The sequence below is a fragment of the Butyricicoccus sp. AF18-9LB genome (assembly GCF_027684505.1).
Lineage (GTDB): Bacteria > Bacillota > Clostridia > Oscillospirales > Butyricicoccaceae > Agathobaculum > Agathobaculum butyriciproducens.
Map to the genome: position 1 here is coordinate 111145 of NZ_JAQCWA010000003.1, position 18481 is coordinate 129625.

Here is an 18481-nt window from a genome sequence, read left to right on the forward strand (position 1 = left end):
TTTACAAATTCAAAATAATCTCTACAGTATATTGATTATTCTCTTGATTGATTTGCATTGTGCCGCCGATTTGTTCTACTGTGGAACTGACGTTTTTCAGCCCATAACCATGAATACCCTCGCGTTTCTTAGAAGAAAATTCTGGGTCATAGGGATTGGAAATGCGGTAATACAGAATACTGTCCTTTTGTCTTAAAGTTAAACTTACGATTTTAGGCGTATCGGCAGATACACCGCTGCACGCGCGAATTGCGTTATCCAATGTATTTCCGAGAATAACACTTAAAACCAGCGGGGACAGGGCAAGCTGAGGGGAAACAAAAACGTCGATTTTTAAAGTAATACCGGCAAGCGAGGATTTTCCCAGTGCATCATTCAAAATTGCGTTAATAACCGGATGGTCTACATCAACGATTTTGCTAAGCGAATTAAATGATTTGGTAATGGTTTCGAGATATAACTCTGCTTGTGATACATCACTGTCCTTGACTAATGCAGTAACAGCAGTTAATTGCTTTTTTATATCATGCCACAGGCTTCGCGTTTGCTCGTTAGCAGATTTCATCTGTTCGTAATAAGACAGCTGAGTTTCGAGTTGCTGTTCAGCCAAACGCCGCTGCTGCTCGTTTTCGTAATTTGTACGAATAGATCGCATATATACGAAGAATACAATGTTGATGTACAAAATTCCGGCAATAGAAAGTGTTAATAATATTAAAAGAAAGTGCGATACGGTTCCGACCAATTCCAATGATACGATGCAGATAAATACACTGACGAGCTGGCAGGTCGTGAGTGGGAGTAATTCTTTGAATGGAATATCAAGTAAACCTTTTTTGCCGAACAGTGTGACAATAAAAAGAATGAGCAGCAAGTTTATCAGCTTTGCAAAGATGATAAATATGCAGCGTGCTAACCCCTGTCCGAGGATAACCGTTCGTGAAATGCCGGAGAGATAAAAAGGATATTCACATATTACGTCAACCAACACACTGAGGGTTATAAATGCTGTTGAAGTTAAAAGTGCCTTGCGAACAGTGGATTCAAAAATCGTATATGTTGATACACTGATAATGCTCCAGCTCAGCACGATACGAAGTATGCCCGGCATATGAATACAGCTCATCACGATAATAAAAATACCCACAAGTAAGTATAAATGTCCTTTGTATTTAGCGCTGCGATATTTTGAGTAAAATCCAGATGCAAAAAGATAGAGTAGAAAGGTGTCTAATACACCACTGAGGGCTTCAATTAGCAAAGTCATATGTTTTCCCTCGCAAACTTTGTAAAAGCTGCAATGACCTCTTTCTTTCGGTTTCTGCTGATTTTGATCAGTTGATGGTTCTGCATTTCTACATCGTCTTTTGTTATGCGAACTACATGATGCAGATTGATTAGGAAACTGGCATGAATACGAAGAAAATTTGCAGATGATAATTGTGGTTCAACCTCTTTTAAGCTCAATCGAGTTTTATAAATCTGCTGCTGTGTATGAATGAAAAGCATATAATTACGGGACTCGAAATACAGAATTTCTTGTACAGGGATACGATACAGTTCGCCATTCGAGGAGAATGAAAAATACTGCGGAATGATCAGACGCAAAGCGCGCTTGAGAACCTCATAGAACTTTTCCTCATTAAGAGGTTTTACAAGATAATGAAAAGCCACGTCATAACCACGAATCGTATATTCGGTGCTCTTGGTTACAAAAACAATAAGCGGCTGTGAGCTCCCCGACATAAGTTCTTCTGCAGCATCAAAGCCATTTGTATCATCCATTTCAATATCCAGAAAAATCAATGGGAAAAATGTCGTCTTCGCTGCTGCCAGCAGTTCGTCTGCTGAGGGAAAAAGGACAATAGATAATTCGGGGGCATATCGCTTGACTAATGCTTTAATGTTGAGTCGTTCTTGCTCTTCATCATCACAAATTGCAATTCGCATAAATACTCCTGTTAAAAATCACATCTTGAAATCAGTTTTAACATTCCAAGGGCTAATTGTTGCTGTTTCTTTGAGAGCTTGGAATAGAGTTGTGCGTATTCTTGCTTCAGTTTTTCACTTTCTTCGAGCGTTGATGTGCAGAATAGAGATTGTACATCAACGCTCTAATGTTTCAATCAACTGTAATAAAACCGGATAAGATGGATAACTGAGCCCGCGTTCAATTTGGCCGATGTATCCAGCGGTTTTCCCGATTTTTTTCAGCAAGACGTTCTTGCGTCAACCCTAACTCTTTACGTTTGACTTGAATAATTTCTCCAAGACCTGTCATTTATAATCACCTCAGGTATAGCGATACTATTATTCTAAGTAGTATGGATACCAATTAGAAGCGACTAATACTATTATTTTATAATAGTTATACTATCTTTTCAACTAATTACTGCAAAAACATGACTAAACTCTGCAAGGACATTGAAATACTTCAAGAGGTCGATATAATAGTGGGTATCAGGTATAGTAAAGTAAATAAGAGAGAATAGAGTATTTTTATGAAGAAATTTGTCGATTCTTATTGTAACTATCTCCAAAAGAAGCGGATTATTGTATCAAATGAGCAATGGGAAATCTGTGCGTATGGCTTGGAATTGATTGTTTCTGCAGTTCTAAATATTGTAATTTTGGTAATGTGTTCAGTTATACTACATGAAGAAAGGTACGCGGATCGCGGTCAACAATGTATCCTAATTGCTCCTGCGTCATTCCGCTGGCTTCTCTTGCCCGCTTAATGGCAAGGCCGATCCCGTGAAAGTTAAATCTGCGTTCGTCCCGTTCAATTTTCATAGCATCACCACCTAATGTAATTTTACATTTCGGGTGTTATTATTTGAACAATGTATAATTTCATTTGCCTGACTATCTGATTTCGCTCTCTTTGCTGCTTGTACCTTTGGGTGAAAAAGATTATAATATAATTGATTTGTATAATTCAAAGATAATAGTGGAGAACCATCATAATGAGTAAAATATTATTAGTAGAGGATAATCCAGATGCAGTAAAAAGGATAATCCGATATATCAATAAAATATTCGCTGAATTGGACGTGGTTTCTTTTTCCGAAGCAGGCGATGCCCTGCAATATGCAAAAGCGAACGATGTTTCCCTTTTTATCCTTGATATTCAGTTAGAGGACTATAAAGGAACCAGCTTAGCAAAGCAGCTCCGCGAATTGCCGGAATATAAATATACGCCGATTATTTTTGAAACGGCATTGGCAGGAGAAGAACTTTCAGCTTATCGAGATGTGAAGTGTTACAGTTTTCTTGTAAAGCCATTTGACGAAGAAGAATTTGCGGCGGCATTTCGTGACGCGTTGGGATTGTCTAAACAGATGAGCCAACAAGCAAAAACCATTCAGATTGAGCAAAAGCAATTTATCTTAGAATATGTTACACAGGATATTGTCTATATCGAAGCCTTTGGAAAAAAACTTGTGATCCATACCAGTAGCCGTCTGTCCGGCATCAAAGAAGATACGATTTCCGGGTACACTTTGTCTGGTTTATTGGCGTTGCTTGATGATCCAGCATTTGTTCAGTGCCATAAGAGTTATGTCGTGAACAAATCCCATATTGAGAAAATTGACAAATCCGAGCGAAAGATTTTTCTGAAAGGATTTACAGATACAATCCCCATCGGAAATAAATATCAGGCCGAATTATGGGGGTAAACATGAACTTTCTAATGAATCTGATACAGTTAGGATTGGATGTGGGAATACTGGCTCTCTGCTGTGAAGCCGTTTTCCGGCAAAAATCAGAAATAAAGGCAAAAGATTTTTTCATTTTTCCCATTCTTCTTGTTCTTTGTGTTGTACCGAGAGTGGATTTTTCTGTCGGAGCAAATATGACGGCATCTTTCCGCAGTGAAGGCTTTGAAATACTACCAGCAGACAATATTGTTGGATTGCTGTTTTTGATTTTTGCAGTATTGTTGTTGAGCAGTATTTTCTTCGGCTCCAAATCCAGCGGAACGGTTTTCTGCGGCACAATGGCGGCCTTCTCCATTTTCCTGTTCGTCAAATGCCTGTGCGCGGTTCTTTTTGCTGTCTGCGGAGCTACGGATATTTTACTCCTGTTGGGCAGCCGTATAGCGGCGTTGTGCCTTATAGTTGTACTGGAGTTCACGCCACTTTTCGGCTTGATCCATCAGCTCGTCCAAAGAAGCGATTTCACAGTTCTGATCGTATCTGCCAATATCGCTGTCCTTCTCATGGCAGTGCTTTCTATCCTCTCTTTTGATGTGGATAGAATTCTTTCCCATCTGTGGGTGATTATAATTCTGATCCTTGCGGTGTTGCTGCTGGACAGTATATTGCTGTTCCTACATCAGCGTCGGACGCAGGAGCAAAAGCGAATCCACATGATTGAGCAGTATGTGCCTATTGTAGAAGAATTGATCTCACAGGTTAGGGCAAGGCAGCATGAATTTAATAACCGGATGATGGCGATTGAAGCTGCCGTTGCCTCTGCTGATACTTTAGAAGAAGCCCGGAAAGAAGTAGCAGGTCTTACAGGAAGTATTGGAATCAGTCTTAATGATCGGGAACTGCTCTCATGCGACAGCAAAATGATTGCCGGGATGCTGTTTGGAAAAATAAAGCAGGCAGAAGCGGCAAATCTTCACATAGAATTATCCTTACACGGTCTTTTCAAGAAAACCGTCACCCCGGAAACAGAATGGATCGAGGTCATTGGAATTTTATTGGATAATGCAATCGAGGCTTCACCGAAAGGAAGTACAATTTTTTTATCCAGCAAGAAACAGGAGGGTTTTCTGGAGTTGACAGTTTCCAATCCGGCTCCGCCGCTGTCAAATACTGAATTTATGGCCTTGTTTGGAAAAGGCGTAACAACAAAGACGAATCGTGACGGCCACGGCTTTGGTCTGTATAACATCCTACGCATGACGGAACAGTATCATGGGAAAATCCTGACCCGCAATGAATCCATTTTGAATGAAAATTATGTTGTCTTTGGCATACTCATGCCATGAGAAAAGGGTATGAACGAGGGTTTTAAGGGAACGAAATTTATCTTGTTCCCTTAAAACCCTCTCTTGTTTCCGGCCTATTGAAGCGCCTGAAAGAGTTCGATATACTGGAAAAAACAAAGAAAGGGATGAATGAATATGATAGGCCTTGTGAGAAATGAGTGGAAAAAAGTTTTTCTGCCGGTGCTATTGACAACAGTTCTTCTGGCAATCGCCATGAGTGTGTTGTCCTGCACAATTTACCAAAATTATGTACTGCACTACGATTTAGAGGCATGGGAAGTTGGAACAGAACTGTTTTCTCTGCTTTATCCGCTATTTGTTGTGGTGCCGCTATGCTGGAATTTGTATTATGAGCGCAAAAATAACTTCCTGCTCTATGTCATGCCGCGAGTGAAAATTAAGAAGTATCTGACTGCCAAATGGATTGCGTATGCGCTGGGAACCCTTTGTATTATTGTGATTCCCTATATACTATCGGCGGTGTTTGCCATCTATGTGAAACCGCCAGTGGTTCCTTTCGTTGAAAATCCGTTTAGCCATATATTTGAAAACGCATTTATAAAGGCCCCGCTGTTATATGCAGTTGCCCTATCCCTTTGGAGGGGCATAGTCAGCCTTTTTGTAATGACCTTCGGATTTGTCCTCGCTTTATACTGCAAGAACATCTTTGTAATCCTTACAGGGCCATTTATGTATTCCATTTTAGAGAATTTTGTTCTGGCTATTCTTCGTTTAGAGAGATACCGGCTGGTCGTAGCTTTTGATCCCGCAACAGTCGATCCAAAGGTCGTATCGATCTCCTCTTTCCTCTTTGGCCCGATTGTTTTAAGCATTGTGATTGGCCTGACAGCGTTTCTTCTTTCTAAGAAAAATGCTGTCGTAACCATTTAGGAATCCGTTATGATTACACTTATCAGAAAAAATCTCCGCTTGTGGGGATATGGAAAGTCGCTTGCCCTATTTGCCGGATGTATACTTTTTTCCATCAGCGGGAGGTTAAACGGAGGTATTGCATACGAGCGGCACATCTTGTCGGCGGTATCAGACCATTACTATCTGACCTATTTTGTGCTGCCGATTGTACTGTTAAGCTGCTTTTCCTTTATTGATGACGACGGAGAGCCAGTAATCTTACGGTTTCAAAGTTACCATTCTTATTTTCTGAAAAAATGGATTGGGGTCGGTTTGATTGCAGTCATTCTGACGGCTGTTCAAACTGGGGCAATTCTTCTGTCTGGTATAGGATTACCTTTAGGCAACGAATGGAACCTTGCTGCGGGTGCAACGGAAGCCGAGTTATTTTCCACTCTGGAACAGCTTTTTGCCAGTCCCTTGCAGGCGTTTGTCTGTTTTACCCTCTATCAGCTTATTGGAAGTTGGCTGATATTTGGAATCTGTATGTGGATTGGACATTTCACTGGGAGAAAGTGGACGATTCGAATTGTAATCGTTCTTTATGTCCTCTCGGCTGTGTGGATCAAGCTTCCGGCAATTCAAAATATTCCGCTGACGAGTTTTAATCATTTGCTGATTTTACACCACAATTTGGGCGTGTCCCATCGTTTAGAGATAACTGCCTTTACTTTGCTGTTCATTGTTTTGATAATTGCTATATCTATTCGGTTTGCGTGGCGGGGACAGTTGTCGCATATACAGTTATCCCACCGTGGTATAGCTGGCTACTATTTCCATGCGCTCATGATCCCTCGTAATCTGCTGATTCTTTTAGGTGTTGTGTTGGGAGTTTCGATTTACAAAGGCTTAGGCAATGGCACCGCCCTATCAGGATTGGAATGGATTTATGCCCTGTTTGCAGGACATGGAACCGGATATTTTCAAGTTTTACCTTTTCTTGAACTGCTGATTACCGGCGGTGTGCCCCTTTATCTGCTTGCCGCTTTTGTGGAGCAAACAGTGAACGGGCAATCTATATTTGTTTCTGTGCGCTCGAAGGGCCGCAGGCATTTGATGAAGAGCATTTTATTGGTCAGCATAAAGTTTCTCATGGTATATGCAATCTTTTGGCTTATGGCTGGCCTTATAGGGGCATCCCTATTCAGCACTGGATTAACAATCGTTTCTTTCAGGCTTATGCTCTATGCGGTTTTAATGAAGTGCCTTGATATATTGGCGCAATATCTGATTGTGCTCGACATCTACATTGCCACAAGACAGGTTACAATCGGTTTCCTTGTGGTAGTGGCGGGAAATCTGCTCTGTATCCTTCCGGGGAATTGGGTAGCTTATTCGCCCTTTGGCCTTTCCAGCCTGACAAGAATTTCTGTTGTGGAACCGGGAATTGGAATTTCCGCTGTGTCCGCCTTTGGTATAGAGGCCGCCATTTTAACGCTGATGATTGCAGGAATTCTTATGTGGGGCTACAAGAAAATATTGAATTAGGAGGACAGAATATGAGTTCATATATTGAAGTGAAAAATGTATCAAAAAGTTTTAGCGGCAGGGCAATTCTTCAGAATATTTCCCTGCCTGTAGAACAGGGAACAGCTGTTGGTTTGGTTGGCGCTAACGGCAGCGGAAAGTCGGTGCTGTTCAAGATTTTATGCGGTTTCGAGAAGCCTGATCGGGGCAGTGTTTATGTGCGCGGAAAACAGCTTGGTAAAAATGGCCGCGACTTCCCCGAAAGTTTGGGAGTATTTATCAATTCCCCCGGTTTTATTGGCATTTACAGTGGTTTTCAAAATCTGAAATTTCTTGCGGACATTCAAGGGAAAATTGGAGAAAAAGAAATCCGACAGGCCATGAGCAAAGTGGGGCTTGACCCTGATAATAAAACGAAAGTAGACAACTATTCTCTTGGTATGAAGCAGAAACTGGGGATTGCACAGGCAATTATGGAGGGGCAGGATATTCTGATTTTGGATGAGCCTTTTAACGCATTGGACTACAAAACCTATGAGGATGTAAAGGCCATCATCCGTATGCTGAAAGCGGAAGGCAAGACCATTTTTCTGACTTCACACCATTTCAAAGACATTGAACAGCTATGCGATCAGGTGTACTCGATTGAAGATTGTCAGCTACTGCCGATTACAGAAGAAATCGCGGCGCGGTATCGAGAAATGGAGTAGCTTGCAAAAGTATATAGAACATAACTGCCGCACGACGGCAAAAGAAAAAAGCCGTCGTAACGCAGATGCATTTTCACGCGTCCATGAAGCGGTGGCTTTGATTTTCAGAGCCGCCGTTTCTTTTCGTCTATCCTAAACCAGCGAAGCCCCGACACCGTGTAACTCCACGGCGGCACATAGGGGGATTGCCGCCGTGTCCATTTTTCTTTTTCGCAGCGTCCATGATCTGCACCAGCTAAAAAAAGCGTAGCCCCTCCATCGGAGCAGTTCGGCCTTAAAAGTGAAATTGAACATCATGTAACACGAATTTCGTTTACTTACGCCCGCATAGCGTCATGCTGTGTGGGCGTTTTTGTATGCCCCTGCTTCTGGTCACGGTGGCCAGAGGCTCCAAGGTGCCGTGGGCCACCTGTTCTCCATTTCAATCCGCACTCACCAACCACCTTTTGAAACGGAGGACAATTATGACGACTATCAATCTGAAATGGTATTACCCCTATATGACCGAAAATGTGATGCTGGAAGTTTCGGACGAGATCGCCGCCGCCCTCTCTATGGGAGGCCGCCTGTGCGACAGCTACAAGCGGCGGAAGCGCAGAAATGGCGAGTGCTCGCTGGACACCGATCCCGGCTTTGAGGCCAATGTACTCCGCCAGCCCTTGACCCCGGACGAGTACATTGAGGCACAGGAAACCACCTTTGCCCTCTATGACGCGCTGGCCCAGCTCCCGCCCACGCAGGCCCGGCGTGTGTACCAGCACTATCTTCTCGGCATGAGCAAGGCCGAGATCGCAGCAGCCGAGGGCGTTGGACGGAGCCGCATCTGCTGCTCCATTGAGCGCGGGCTGTCTGCTATGAAAAATATTTTGAAAAAATCTCTGTAAGAGGGAGTACATTTGCCCTCGAAACCTCCTGATAGGTGAGAGGAGTTTTCTTCCTCGCCTTGAAAACTGAATAGACAGTATTCCCGATACGAAATCCGCGTGATAGCGACGTAAGGTGCGCCGCCACGACAGCCAGTTCAGGAGGTGATGGACAAGCTGGCCGAGCGATCAACGCAGCCTTTGACCCGGTGCTGGCAAACCGGGCGCGAGGACAGCGCGGAGGATAATGAAACTTGCTCACGCCCTCCCACAGACTTGAGGGGGAGTCCCTGCGGTATGCGCCAGCCCTCCACGGGCAGCGGTACTGTGGGGCTATGCAGCCGAAGCCATCGGCGATCTGGAATACTCCCCGTGCCGGGGATGCGTGGCAAATACGGCACACAACAATCATACAGGGAGCCGTCAAACCGGGTCTTTCTGTCTTATGACAGCCCAAACCATTCCGGCGCGGCGGCTCCCTCTTTTGTGGATTGAAACGGAAAACAACTGTCCCGCTGCTTCTGGTCATCGTGGCCAGAGGTGGGGCAAGGTCAAAGGACGGCGCTTTTGTGCCGTCCTTTCACGTTTCCCCACGGACGACGGGAAACCATCAAATCTATTCACACCGCTGATTTTTATAGGAGGTTTTCAGATGACGGAGGCAAGAGTCGGCTATCACAAGGAAGTCAAAACCGCATCTTTTCAGGGCAAATCCATCACCGTGGAAAACCTGACCCCGATGCTCTCTCCCCGAGCACGGGACAAGCGCAAGCGTGAGATTGAAAGCTGTCTGTATGAGGTCTTTGTGAAGTATGCGCCGGGACGGGCGCAGATGCACTAATGCGGGACATCCTTGAGATGCGGGGCTGCCAGAGATATAATATGGGTGTAAGGTTTGGTAGCTCCTACACGGAAAGGAGCACCAAATGATTATTCGTGAAGATGCCATTTATGGCAGACAGTCCGTTGACCGCAAGGACAGTATCAGCATTGAAAGCCAGATCGAGTTCTGCAAGTATGAATTGAGAGGAGGCAATTTCCGCAAGTACACCGACAAGGGCTATTCCGGCAAGAACACCGACAGGCCCAAGTTCCAAGAAATGATGGCCGATATTCGCCGGGGCCTGATCAAGCGTGTGGTGGTCTACAAGCTGGATCGTATTAGCCGTTCCATTCTGGAATTCGCAACCATGATGGAAACTTTTCAGGAATACAATGTCGAGTTCGTATCCTCTACGGAAAAGTTTGACACGTCCACCCCGATGGGGCGGGCCATGCTGAATATCTGCATCGTGTTTGCCCAGCTTGAACGTGAAACCATCCAGAAGCGCGTGACCGACGCCTACTATTCCCGCTGCCAACACGGTTTTCACATGAGCGGCGCGGCCCTCTATGGCTTCCAACTGGAGCCGACCACCATTGAGGGCATCCGCACAAAAATGATGAAGCCTGACCCGGAAACGGCAGATATTGCAAAGTTGATGTTTGAAATGTACTCCCAGCCCGGAACCTCTTTCGGGGACATCGCCCGCTACTTTGCCGACGAGGGCATCCTGATCTACGGTAAGGAAATGAAACGGGGCTTTATATCCCAGCTTTTGAGAAACCCCATTTACGCACAGGCTGATCTCGATATGTACGAGTTCTTCAAAAGCCAGGGTACGGTAGTAGTCAATGAAGCGACAGATTTTGCCGGGACAAACGGCTGCTATCTCTACCAGGGCCGGGACGTGCAGGAAAGAAAAAACAAGCACCTGAAAGATCAGATACTTGTTCTGGCTCCCAGCGAGGGGCTGGTATCGTCTGATACATGGCTGCGCTGCCGGAAAAAGCTCATGGCAAACAGGACGTTCCAAGGCGGGCGCAAGGCAAAGAACACATGGCTTGCCGGAAAGGTCAAGTGTGGCCGCTGTGGGTACGCGCTTATGAGCGTCGGCAATCCTACAGGTGTTCAGTATCTCCGCTGCTCCAAGCGGGCCGACAGTAAAAGCTGTGACGGCTGCGGGACGCTCCGCACACGGGAATTTGAAAGATTTCTGTACGGCGAGATGGTCAAAAAGCTGTCCGAGTTCCAGACGCTGACGGCAAAGCGGGAAACGGTCAATCCCCAATTGACCGCGCTGAACATGGAGCTTGCCCGCGTGGAGGACGAGATTGAAAAGCTGCTGAATACTCTGACCGGGGCTAATGCGGTGCTGTTGTCCTATGCCAACAGCAAAATTGAGGAGCTGTACACACGCCGCCAAGCTCTGACAAAAGAGATCGCGGCGCTGTCGGCGGAAACCATGTCCCCGGAGCAGATTGAGCGGTTGTCGGTCTACCTCAACCAATGGGAAGAAATTGACTTCGAGGACAGGCGGCAGGTTGCCGACGGCCTGATCTCACAGATCCGCGCAACCGACGAACACGTTTCGATTGAGTGGAAAATTTGACTTTTACTTATCTATCGCACACGACAAAGGACTGTGTGCCCTTGTCAAGCGATGTAAGCAAAGCCGTTTGTATAGCTTAATAGCTGTGCGAAAGGCTTTATTTTTTTGCCCTAAAATCCCAAAGTGCAGGGGGTTTCGCTCTTTTTCAGACTGCTGGCAAGCTAATATTGCCCGCTATCCATAAGTTCCAATCTTAAACAAAAACTTTAAGATTGGAGCTTAAAAATGAAAAACTGGCAGAAAAACCGCAACTACAAGCGGGTTAAAGATAAGGACGGCAACGTGGTTGCAAACATCATCACCGTGTTTGGGCAGGATGTAGAGGTTTCGGCCGAAGTGTTTGCGGCATATTCGAAGATGGACCGGCACGCAAGATATATCGGAGAAGATATTCCGGCTGAGAACGAAATATCGCTGGAACGCACGATTGAGGATGGTATACATATCGAAACACTGGAAAATGCAGAACCGAGCGCGGAAGAAATCTGCATTGAACACGAAAATGCAAAAATGAGAGAAGAACAGGCAAAACATTTGCCGGTTGTGCTTGCTCAGTTGAGCGACGATGAGAAAAGGCTGATAGACGCGCTGTATTTTCGCGGACTTGGGGTGCGAGAATATGCCCGTGAAATCAATGTGCCGCCCATGAAGATAGTAAGAGATCGTGACCGGATTTTGGGAAAGCTAAAAAAATATTTTTCAAATTTCTAAATTCGGCTGATACAGTGGCTGTTTTGCTTGGGGGAACAGTGAGGGGATAAACAAACCCTCACTGCTCCTTGGCAACTGAACATCAAACATCAGGTACAAATTCTGTGCGGAGAGCTGCGGTGTAAAGCCGCGAACTGTCGGGCGGCTCCCGACAAGGCGATGACCCGCATAGATGATAATGATACTCCCGATCAGTCACCGTCCGAGCGTTAAAAGCGTCGCAGGCTATGAGATCGGACAACGAGATAGGTGCAATGCCTGTGAGGTCGGTACGCCGCCGGCCGCCTGATGTTTCCCGGCAGCCGGGGGGTGAGGACGAATAGGCTGACAGAGAAATGCGAGGTGATGATATATATGATAGTGTAAAAATCCGGACAACAGAATAATCACAAACCGGAAGAATCGCATGGATTCCTCCGGTTTTGCTTTTTGGAGGTCATCTATGGAATGGAAAAACGCAAATAAGATACTGCCGGAACGCGGTCATCGGGTTCTGTGCCTGTATCCGAACGGCAAAATGGACGTACAGCTTTACTTAGGCCGTGAGAGTTTTGTTCACGATCTGTACGGTCGCTGTATTTTCTGGACGAAACTGCCGAAACGCCCGAAAGCCTATTTTAAGCTGATGGGACGCAATGAATAAAGAACAGCAGGCAATCGCTCGTCTGCGGCTGGCCGCTGAAATGAGCGAAACCTACTACCATGCACCGCTCGTTATAACCACTTCGGGCGGCAAGGACAGCGATGTTTGTCTTGCGCTGGCGCGGGCGGCCGGTATCCGGTACGAAGTCCAGCATAACCATACCTCGGTTGACGCGCCGGAAACCGTCTACCATGTGCGCGAAACTTTCCATCGGCTGGAAAACAAGGGTATCAAGTGTACCGTCAACCTGGCAATGTTCAAGGGTGCTCGCGTGACAATGTGGAGCCTGATACCGCAAAAACTCATGCCGCCAACGCGCGTTGTGCGATACTGCTGTTCCGTGCTGAAAGAGCAGGGCGGCAAGGGACGCATGATAACAACAGGCGTTCGCTGGGCAGAAAGCGCCAAGCGCCGCAAGAACCGCGGTATATATGAGAAGCAATCCGCAGACATAAGCCGCAGAATCACGATCAGCAACGATAACGACGATACACGGCGGCTGTTCGAGAACTGCCGCTTGCAGGCAAAGCGCATTTGCAATCCAATCGTGGACTGGACGGACAGAGAAGTGTGGGACTACATTCGTTCCGAGCATATCCCGGTCAATCCGCTGTACGAGCGCGGCTTTCATCGTGTCGGCTGTATCGGTTGTCCGTTGGCGGGCCGTGCCGGACGGCAGTTTGAGTTTGGTCGGTATCCAACCTATGAGCGGGCGTACCTGCACGCATTTGAACGGATGCTTGAGGAACGCCGTAGCAGGAACCTGCCTGCCGTCTGGCAGGGCGGGGAAGAAGTGCTGCACTGGTGGCTGCAGGACGGCGTGCTGCCGGGGCAGTTGAGCATTTCAGATTACTTAACAGAAACGGAGTGAAACAATGTCAATTATAAAGCGAATCATCTCAGCGGGATTGTCGCTGGCGATGGCGGCAACGATTATCCCAAGTTCGTTTGCCGTCAGCACGAAGTCTGCAAGCACGCTGTCCTCGGTGACAGCAAAATATCTTGACGCAGAAAACGGCAAGGAGATTGCCGAAAAGCAGACATACAGCGTCACGCACGAGGAAAAGTCCCCGCAGACGATCACAAACTACACCTACGCGGATTATACCGAAAGCGTTGAGTATGTGTATTCGCATAAGGACTTGACCTACATCATCGGTTATCCCGACAAGGGCGTACACCCGAACGGTGATCTGACCCGCGCCGAAGCTGCTATGATCTTCTACCGCCTGTATGACGGTGATTATCCCAGCTTTACGCGGCGTATGTCAAACGGTACTTTCAAGGATGTAAACGCAAAGAACTGGTTCTATGAGCCGGTCGAAACGCTGTACAACATCGGGCTGCTGGAAGGCAAGTCCAAGGACAGCTTTGCACCGAACGCACCCATCAGTCGTGCGGAGTTTGCTGTACTGGCGGCGCGTTGCCAGAACCTTAAATACACCAGCGGCAAGGTTTTCTCGGATGTAGAGAAAGGTCACTGGGCGTACAGCTATATCAATGCTGCCAGCGAAGTAGGCTGGATTCAGGGCTATCCGGACGGCACTTTCCGTCCCGACAAGGAGATCACCCGAACCGAAACCGTAACGCTGGTAAACAGCATGATTAACCGCACTGTTACCCGCGAAAAGCTGAAGGCACTGAATGTGCGAAATCCGTACAACGATCTTGCAGAATCGTTCTGGGGCTATACAGATCTCATGGAAGCAACGGTATCCCATACCGCCGAAGAATGGCATGACGCGAAGTACAACGATGGCAAGTACAACATCATTGTCGAGAAATTCGTAGACACCAACGGCAAGGAGATTGCAAAGTCTGTCACTACGGCGGGCAAGGCAGAATCCGCGCCCAAGTCCATTCCGGCGTATGAGTATCGTGGCTATATCCGCACGATCACTTATAAGTACAGCACTGGTGACGCGCTCCCGTCCATCGAAAAGACGGCAAGCGTCAAGGACGCAAAGGTAGGCGATGAAATCACCTACACGATCAAGCTGTCGAACGATAAAAAGGCAAGTTCCGCATGGAAAAGCGTTGTTCTGACTGACAATATTCCATCCGGCATGACCTTTATTGAGGGCAGCGTCTATGTGAACAATGTAGCTGCTACCCATACCGTCAAGAACGGTACGCTGACCGTAAACCTCGGTGATATTGCCGCTGGCAAGACCGTAACCGTTACTTTCAAGGCAAAGATCAACGGCGATATGTACAATCAGACGATCTACAACACCGCTGTTGCCAAGGGTACGAACGGTTATGTGACCGCTGCGGACGGCAAGAAAACCAACATTTACGAGGATAAGGACGATGGCGTGTATGTCCAAAAGGGCGATACCGCGCCGTATGTGACCAAGACTGCGGATAAAGAAACCGCGAATGTCGGTGACAAGATCACCTACACTGTCAAGGTTGGCAACGGTGACGGTGCTGTTTACGAGATCGAAAACGCTAAAATGGCAGATACTATTCCGGCTGAATTTGACTTCGTAGACGGCAGTGTGCAGGTGGATGGCAAGTCCTATCCGTACAGCTATGACAACACCAGCCGAAAGCTGTCTGTGCAGATCGGCAATTTGAAACCGAACGCAGCACGCACCGTAACTTTCTCCGTGACCGTGAGCAAGTCGGCTTACGGCAAGACTGTACACAACACTGCTGTCCTCTCCGGCGATAACATCAAGGACACCGAGGGCAAGGACAAGGGCGTTGAGATCGGTGACGGCAAGACCAAGCCGGAAGTCACCAAGACTGCAGACAAGTCCTCTGCCAATGTTGGCGATAAAGTGACTTACACCATCAAGCTGGCAAACGGCGAGTTTGCAAGCGTGGCAATCAAGGACGCTGTGCTGACCGATACCATTCCGAACGGACTGGATATGCAGTACGGTTCGGTTACACTGAACGGCAAGCTGACCAATGATTACAGCTATGATGAAGCGTCCCGCGTGCTGACCGTTAAGGTCGGTGATCTCGGCATTGAGAAAAGCGCGACGGTAACCTTCGTTGCGGTAGTCAATACCGCTGCTTACGGCAAGACCATCTACAACACCGCTGTTATGAAGTCCGACAACACGCCGGACACCAGCGGCAAGGACAACGGCGTAACCGTTGGTGACGGCAAGGCAAAGCCGCAGATCGACAAGTCTGCGAACAAGTCCTCTGCCCACGTGGGCGATAAGATCGCGTACACGCTGACCGTAAAGAACGATGATACCGCAACTGTTCCGGTTGAGAACGGCGTTATTACCGATGTTCTTCCGGCTGGACTGACCTTTGAATACGGCTCTGTCACGCTGAACGGCAAGAACACCAACGATTACACCTACGATGAAAACACCCGCCTGCTGACCGTCAATGTCGGCACAATTGAGCCGAACGCAAAGCAGGTTATCGGTTTCACTGCAACGGTAAACGAATCCGCATACAACACCACCATCCAGAACCTTGCAACGCTGACCTCTGATAATGCAGACCCGGTGCAGGACAAGGACGATGGCGTAGCAATCGCGGACGGTGATGTGCTGCTGACCGTTTCCAAGTCCGCAGACAAAACCACTGCCAAGATTGGCGATACGATCACCTACACCGTAAACGCAGCGAATGCGACCGGTGCGGATGTGAATATCCGCGACGCGGTTATGACCGATACCATTCCGAACGGACTGACTTTCCGCGGCAATGTAACCGTAGACGGCTACTCCGCAGAATATCAGTACGACAATACCGGCAAGACCCTGACCGTATCGCTCGGTGAGATCGCGCCGAACCAGACCAAGGCTATCCGCTTTGATGTAACTGTGAACAGCGATGCTTACGGTATGCACATTGAAAATACCGCCCTCGTCAGCGGCAGCAATACGCCGGACAAGAGCGGTACGGATAACGGTGTGGATATTGAGGATGGCATGGCAGACGGTCATGCGGGCAACAAGACCGCAAGCAAGACCACAGCAGTAGTTGGCGATACGATCACTTACTCCATTCGCCTTTCCAATGGCGCAGCAGCTACCGCTGATTGGGAGAACATGAAAGTGATTGACGTTCTGCCTGACGGCGTAAGTTTTGCAGGAAACGTGCAGGAGAATGGTTCGGCAACGGTCAATTATTCGTACAATGCTACGATGAAAACAATTACGTTCACGCCGGATGCTATCGCAGCAGGCGCACAGACCGTTCTTAGCTTCGATGTAACCGTAGATGATGGTTCGCAGGGCAAGTTCATTGTCAATACCGCTATCCTCGATGATAACGGCAAGGAAACGCCCATGCCGGATGGCGGCGTGCAGATTGACCAGGGCGAAGCTGCTCCGATTGTCAACAAGACTGCCAGCGTCACCACTGCCAATGTAGGCGATACCTTCACCTACACGATCACTGCAAAGAACGGCAACAAGGCAACTGCCGCATGGAAGAATGTCGTAATGACCGATACCCTCCCGACTGGTGTTAAGCTGGTGGGCGGCGTGTATATCAACAACGAATTTGCGCTGTATCATTTGAGCGGCAATGCGCTGTCTGTGCTCGTAGGTGATCTCGAACCGGGCGAATCGGCGAACATTACGTTTGACGTGCAGGTGCTTGAAAGTGCGGCTGGTACAACGATTACCAACACTGTTTCGCTTGATGGCGATAACGGACATGGTACGGCAACGGATAAGGGTGTAACGATTCCTGACACGGCAGAACAGCCGGACGTTAACACAAATTTTTATGTAACCAAAGAGGTTGATAAAACTGTGGTGAATGTGGGTTCTGGCGTTTCGGCAGACCGCAAACGTGCCACTTTTACCATCACGGTTGGCAACGATTCTAACCAGACGTGGAAACGGGTTATTCTCAAAGATACGCTGGACACCACACTGGTAACGCCGGTTTTGAAAAATAGCGTCTATATGGATGGTGTTCTGAACAGCAAATGGAGTTTTCGGAGCAAAGTGTTTACTCTGGAGCTCGGTGACATTGCGCCGAACGAAAAGCGCGTGGTGAAAATCACGGTTGAGTTTAAGACCGATGCGGGCGGCAAGACGTACACCAATCTTGCCGCGGCTACGGGTGACAATGGTTCGGCTTCGGGCCGTTCGCCGGAGATTGAAGTCGTTTCGTCTGGTTCGTCCGGTACGCCGGTGCTGACGGATATTCACTATCAGTTGTTCGGTGGTTACGCGGACGGCCTGTGGCGGCCGAATGATCGCGTATCCCTGCAGGAAGCCTGCACGGTTGTATATCGTCTGATTGCTAACGGCGGCAACACTTGGCTGCCGCGCGGCACGACTACCGTTCCGAAATACAAGTACGATATTCCGGAAGAAGCAAAGTATTTCGTTTCCATCGGCGTTCTGCCTGCGTCCGCGTTTGATACCGCTCGCATGGATGAGGGCGATGATTACGAGATCAACTATACGATCTCGAAGAACGGTTATCTGCGTATCTGGGCTACCTCCGGTCAGCTGAACACGCTGGTTTCGTATGTGACCAAAACGAATGCCGGTCTGAGTGGTGATGTATCCAGATTAACATTTGCCAAGGTGATTTGTCAACTGACCGGTCGTGATACCTCGCCGGATGTTTCGGGTTACAGTGGCAATCTCCGCACATGGGCGGACGCTCCCTCGTCTGTTGTAACCGAGGTTTCGCACGAACATGATTTCATTATGGACAGCGACCGCAACGAATACTGGATTTGAGAGTAGAATGAGAAAACCCGCCTGTTTTGCAGCAGGCGGGTTTTACAT

At 47.5% G+C, this 18481-nt stretch carries 15 protein-coding genes and 1 pseudogene; 13 read left to right on the top strand and 3 right to left on the bottom strand.

Annotated features, from left to right (window positions below):
- Position 1 precedes the first annotated feature (1 nt).
- Both PGY33_RS03645 and PGY33_RS03650 read right to left on the bottom strand, forming a co-directional pair.
- Positions 2 to 1267 carry a sensor histidine kinase gene (locus PGY33_RS03645; protein ID WP_118478656.1) on the bottom strand — a complete coding sequence of 422 codons (1266 nt, stop codon included), beginning with the start codon at positions 1265 to 1267 and terminating at the stop codon, positions 2 to 4.
- Positions 1264 to 1950: a LytR/AlgR family response regulator transcription factor gene (locus PGY33_RS03650; protein ID WP_118478658.1), complete on the bottom strand. Its 687-nt coding sequence runs from the start codon at positions 1948 to 1950 to the stop codon at positions 1264 to 1266. Before PGY33_RS03650 ends, PGY33_RS03645 begins: the two co-directional genes overlap by 4 nt.
- Before the next feature lie 551 nt (positions 1951 to 2501).
- On the opposite strand from PGY33_RS03650, the pseudogene PGY33_RS14455 reads away from it, so the two are divergent.
- A pseudogene (locus PGY33_RS14455) lies at positions 2502 to 2600 on the top strand (hypothetical protein); the annotation flags it as partial.
- 46 nt (positions 2601 to 2646) lie between these two features.
- Here PGY33_RS14455 and PGY33_RS03655 read toward each other — a convergent pair.
- The gene (locus PGY33_RS03655) at positions 2647 to 2793 is read right to left on the bottom strand and encodes a hypothetical protein (protein ID WP_442861215.1); all 147 of its coding nucleotides are present in this window, start codon (positions 2791 to 2793) and stop codon (positions 2647 to 2649) included.
- Positions 2794 to 2966: 173 nt separating this feature from the next.
- On the opposite strand from PGY33_RS03655, the gene PGY33_RS03660 reads away from it, so the two are divergent.
- From PGY33_RS03660 to PGY33_RS03715, 12 genes are all read left to right on the top strand, one after another.
- Positions 2967 to 3680: a LytR/AlgR family response regulator transcription factor gene (locus PGY33_RS03660; RefSeq protein ID WP_270477411.1), complete on the top strand. Its 714-nt coding sequence runs from the start codon at positions 2967 to 2969 to the stop codon at positions 3678 to 3680.
- Positions 3671 to 5005 carry a sensor histidine kinase gene (locus PGY33_RS03665; RefSeq protein WP_118478664.1) on the top strand — a complete coding sequence of 445 codons (1335 nt, stop codon included), beginning with the start codon at positions 3671 to 3673 and terminating at the stop codon, positions 5003 to 5005. Before PGY33_RS03660 ends, PGY33_RS03665 begins: the two co-directional genes overlap by 10 nt.
- A 129-nt stretch (positions 5006 to 5134) precedes the next feature.
- Complete coding sequence (locus tag PGY33_RS03670; RefSeq protein ID WP_270477413.1) at positions 5135 to 5896, top strand: hypothetical protein; 762 nt, start codon at positions 5135 to 5137, stop codon at positions 5894 to 5896.
- A gap of 9 nt (positions 5897 to 5905) precedes the next feature.
- On the top strand, positions 5906 to 7405 hold the full coding sequence (locus PGY33_RS03675; protein ID WP_270477414.1) for a hypothetical protein: 1500 nt from the start codon (positions 5906 to 5908) through the stop codon (positions 7403 to 7405).
- An 11-nt stretch (positions 7406 to 7416) separates the two neighbouring features.
- Positions 7417 to 8094 (top strand): ABC transporter ATP-binding protein, encoded by a 678-nt coding sequence (locus PGY33_RS03680; protein WP_270477416.1) that lies wholly within the window; start codon positions 7417 to 7419, stop codon positions 8092 to 8094.
- Positions 8095 to 8558: 464 nt separating this feature from the next.
- A complete protein-coding gene (locus tag PGY33_RS03685) occupies positions 8559 to 8978 on the top strand; it encodes an RNA polymerase sigma factor (RefSeq protein ID WP_270477419.1) in 420 nt (139 codons plus the stop codon).
- A gap of 631 nt (positions 8979 to 9609) precedes the next feature.
- Complete coding sequence (locus PGY33_RS03690) at positions 9610 to 9798, top strand: hypothetical protein (RefSeq protein ID WP_021886981.1); 189 nt, start codon at positions 9610 to 9612, stop codon at positions 9796 to 9798.
- Between the two features lie 85 nt (positions 9799 to 9883).
- Positions 9884 to 11389: a recombinase family protein gene (locus PGY33_RS03695; RefSeq protein WP_118478670.1), complete on the top strand. Its 1506-nt coding sequence runs from the start codon at positions 9884 to 9886 to the stop codon at positions 11387 to 11389.
- 225 nt (positions 11390 to 11614) lie between these two features.
- Positions 11615 to 12100 carry a sigma-70 family RNA polymerase sigma factor gene (locus PGY33_RS03700; protein ID WP_118478672.1) on the top strand — a complete coding sequence of 162 codons (486 nt, stop codon included), beginning with the start codon at positions 11615 to 11617 and terminating at the stop codon, positions 12098 to 12100.
- Between the two features lie 442 nt (positions 12101 to 12542).
- Positions 12543 to 12743 carry a hypothetical protein gene (locus PGY33_RS03705; RefSeq protein ID WP_118478674.1) on the top strand — a complete coding sequence of 67 codons (201 nt, stop codon included), beginning with the start codon at positions 12543 to 12545 and terminating at the stop codon, positions 12741 to 12743.
- Entirely contained in the window at positions 12736 to 13614 is an 879-nt protein-coding gene (locus PGY33_RS03710; protein ID WP_243022869.1) for a phosphoadenosine phosphosulfate reductase family protein, read from the top strand. The genes PGY33_RS03705 and PGY33_RS03710 overlap by 8 nt, the downstream gene beginning before the upstream one ends.
- 4 nt (positions 13615 to 13618) lie before the next feature.
- Positions 13619 to 18433, top strand: a complete 4815-nt coding sequence (locus PGY33_RS03715; RefSeq protein WP_270477425.1) for an isopeptide-forming domain-containing fimbrial protein — start codon at positions 13619 to 13621, stop codon at positions 18431 to 18433.
- Positions 18434 to 18481: the final 48 nt, after the last annotated feature.

Excerpts from the sequence above, each read along its gene's own strand:
- PGY33_RS03685 (WP_270477419.1), top strand. The coding sequence starts at position 8,559 with ATGACGACTATCAATCTGAAATGGTATTACCCCTATATGACCGAAAAT.
- PGY33_RS03715 (WP_270477425.1), top strand. The coding sequence starts at position 13,619 with ATGTCAATTATAAAGCGAATCATCTCAGCGGGATTGTCGCTGGCGATG.
- PGY33_RS03660 (WP_270477411.1), top strand. The coding sequence starts at position 2,967 with ATGAGTAAAATATTATTAGTAGAGGATAATCCAGATGCAGTAAAAAGG.
- PGY33_RS03645 (WP_118478656.1), bottom strand. The coding sequence starts at position 1,267 with ATGACTTTGCTAATTGAAGCCCTCAGTGGTGTATTAGACACCTTTCTA.
- PGY33_RS03690 (WP_021886981.1), top strand. The coding sequence starts at position 9,610 with ATGACGGAGGCAAGAGTCGGCTATCACAAGGAAGTCAAAACCGCATCT.
- PGY33_RS03675 (WP_270477414.1), top strand. The coding sequence starts at position 5,906 with ATGATTACACTTATCAGAAAAAATCTCCGCTTGTGGGGATATGGAAAG.
- PGY33_RS03700 (WP_118478672.1), top strand. The coding sequence starts at position 11,615 with ATGAAAAACTGGCAGAAAAACCGCAACTACAAGCGGGTTAAAGATAAG.
- PGY33_RS03705 (WP_118478674.1), top strand. The coding sequence starts at position 12,543 with ATGGAATGGAAAAACGCAAATAAGATACTGCCGGAACGCGGTCATCGG.
- PGY33_RS03650 (WP_118478658.1), bottom strand. The coding sequence starts at position 1,950 with ATGCGAATTGCAATTTGTGATGATGAAGAGCAAGAACGACTCAACATT.
- PGY33_RS03710 (WP_243022869.1), top strand. The coding sequence starts at position 12,736 with ATGAATAAAGAACAGCAGGCAATCGCTCGTCTGCGGCTGGCCGCTGAA.
- PGY33_RS03680 (WP_270477416.1), top strand. The coding sequence starts at position 7,417 with ATGAGTTCATATATTGAAGTGAAAAATGTATCAAAAAGTTTTAGCGGC.
- PGY33_RS03670 (WP_270477413.1), top strand. The coding sequence starts at position 5,135 with ATGAATATGATAGGCCTTGTGAGAAATGAGTGGAAAAAAGTTTTTCTG.
- PGY33_RS03665 (WP_118478664.1), top strand. The coding sequence starts at position 3,671 with ATGGGGGTAAACATGAACTTTCTAATGAATCTGATACAGTTAGGATTG.
- PGY33_RS03655 (WP_442861215.1), bottom strand. The coding sequence starts at position 2,793 with ATGAAAATTGAACGGGACGAACGCAGATTTAACTTTCACGGGATCGGC.
- PGY33_RS03695 (WP_118478670.1), top strand. The coding sequence starts at position 9,884 with ATGATTATTCGTGAAGATGCCATTTATGGCAGACAGTCCGTTGACCGC.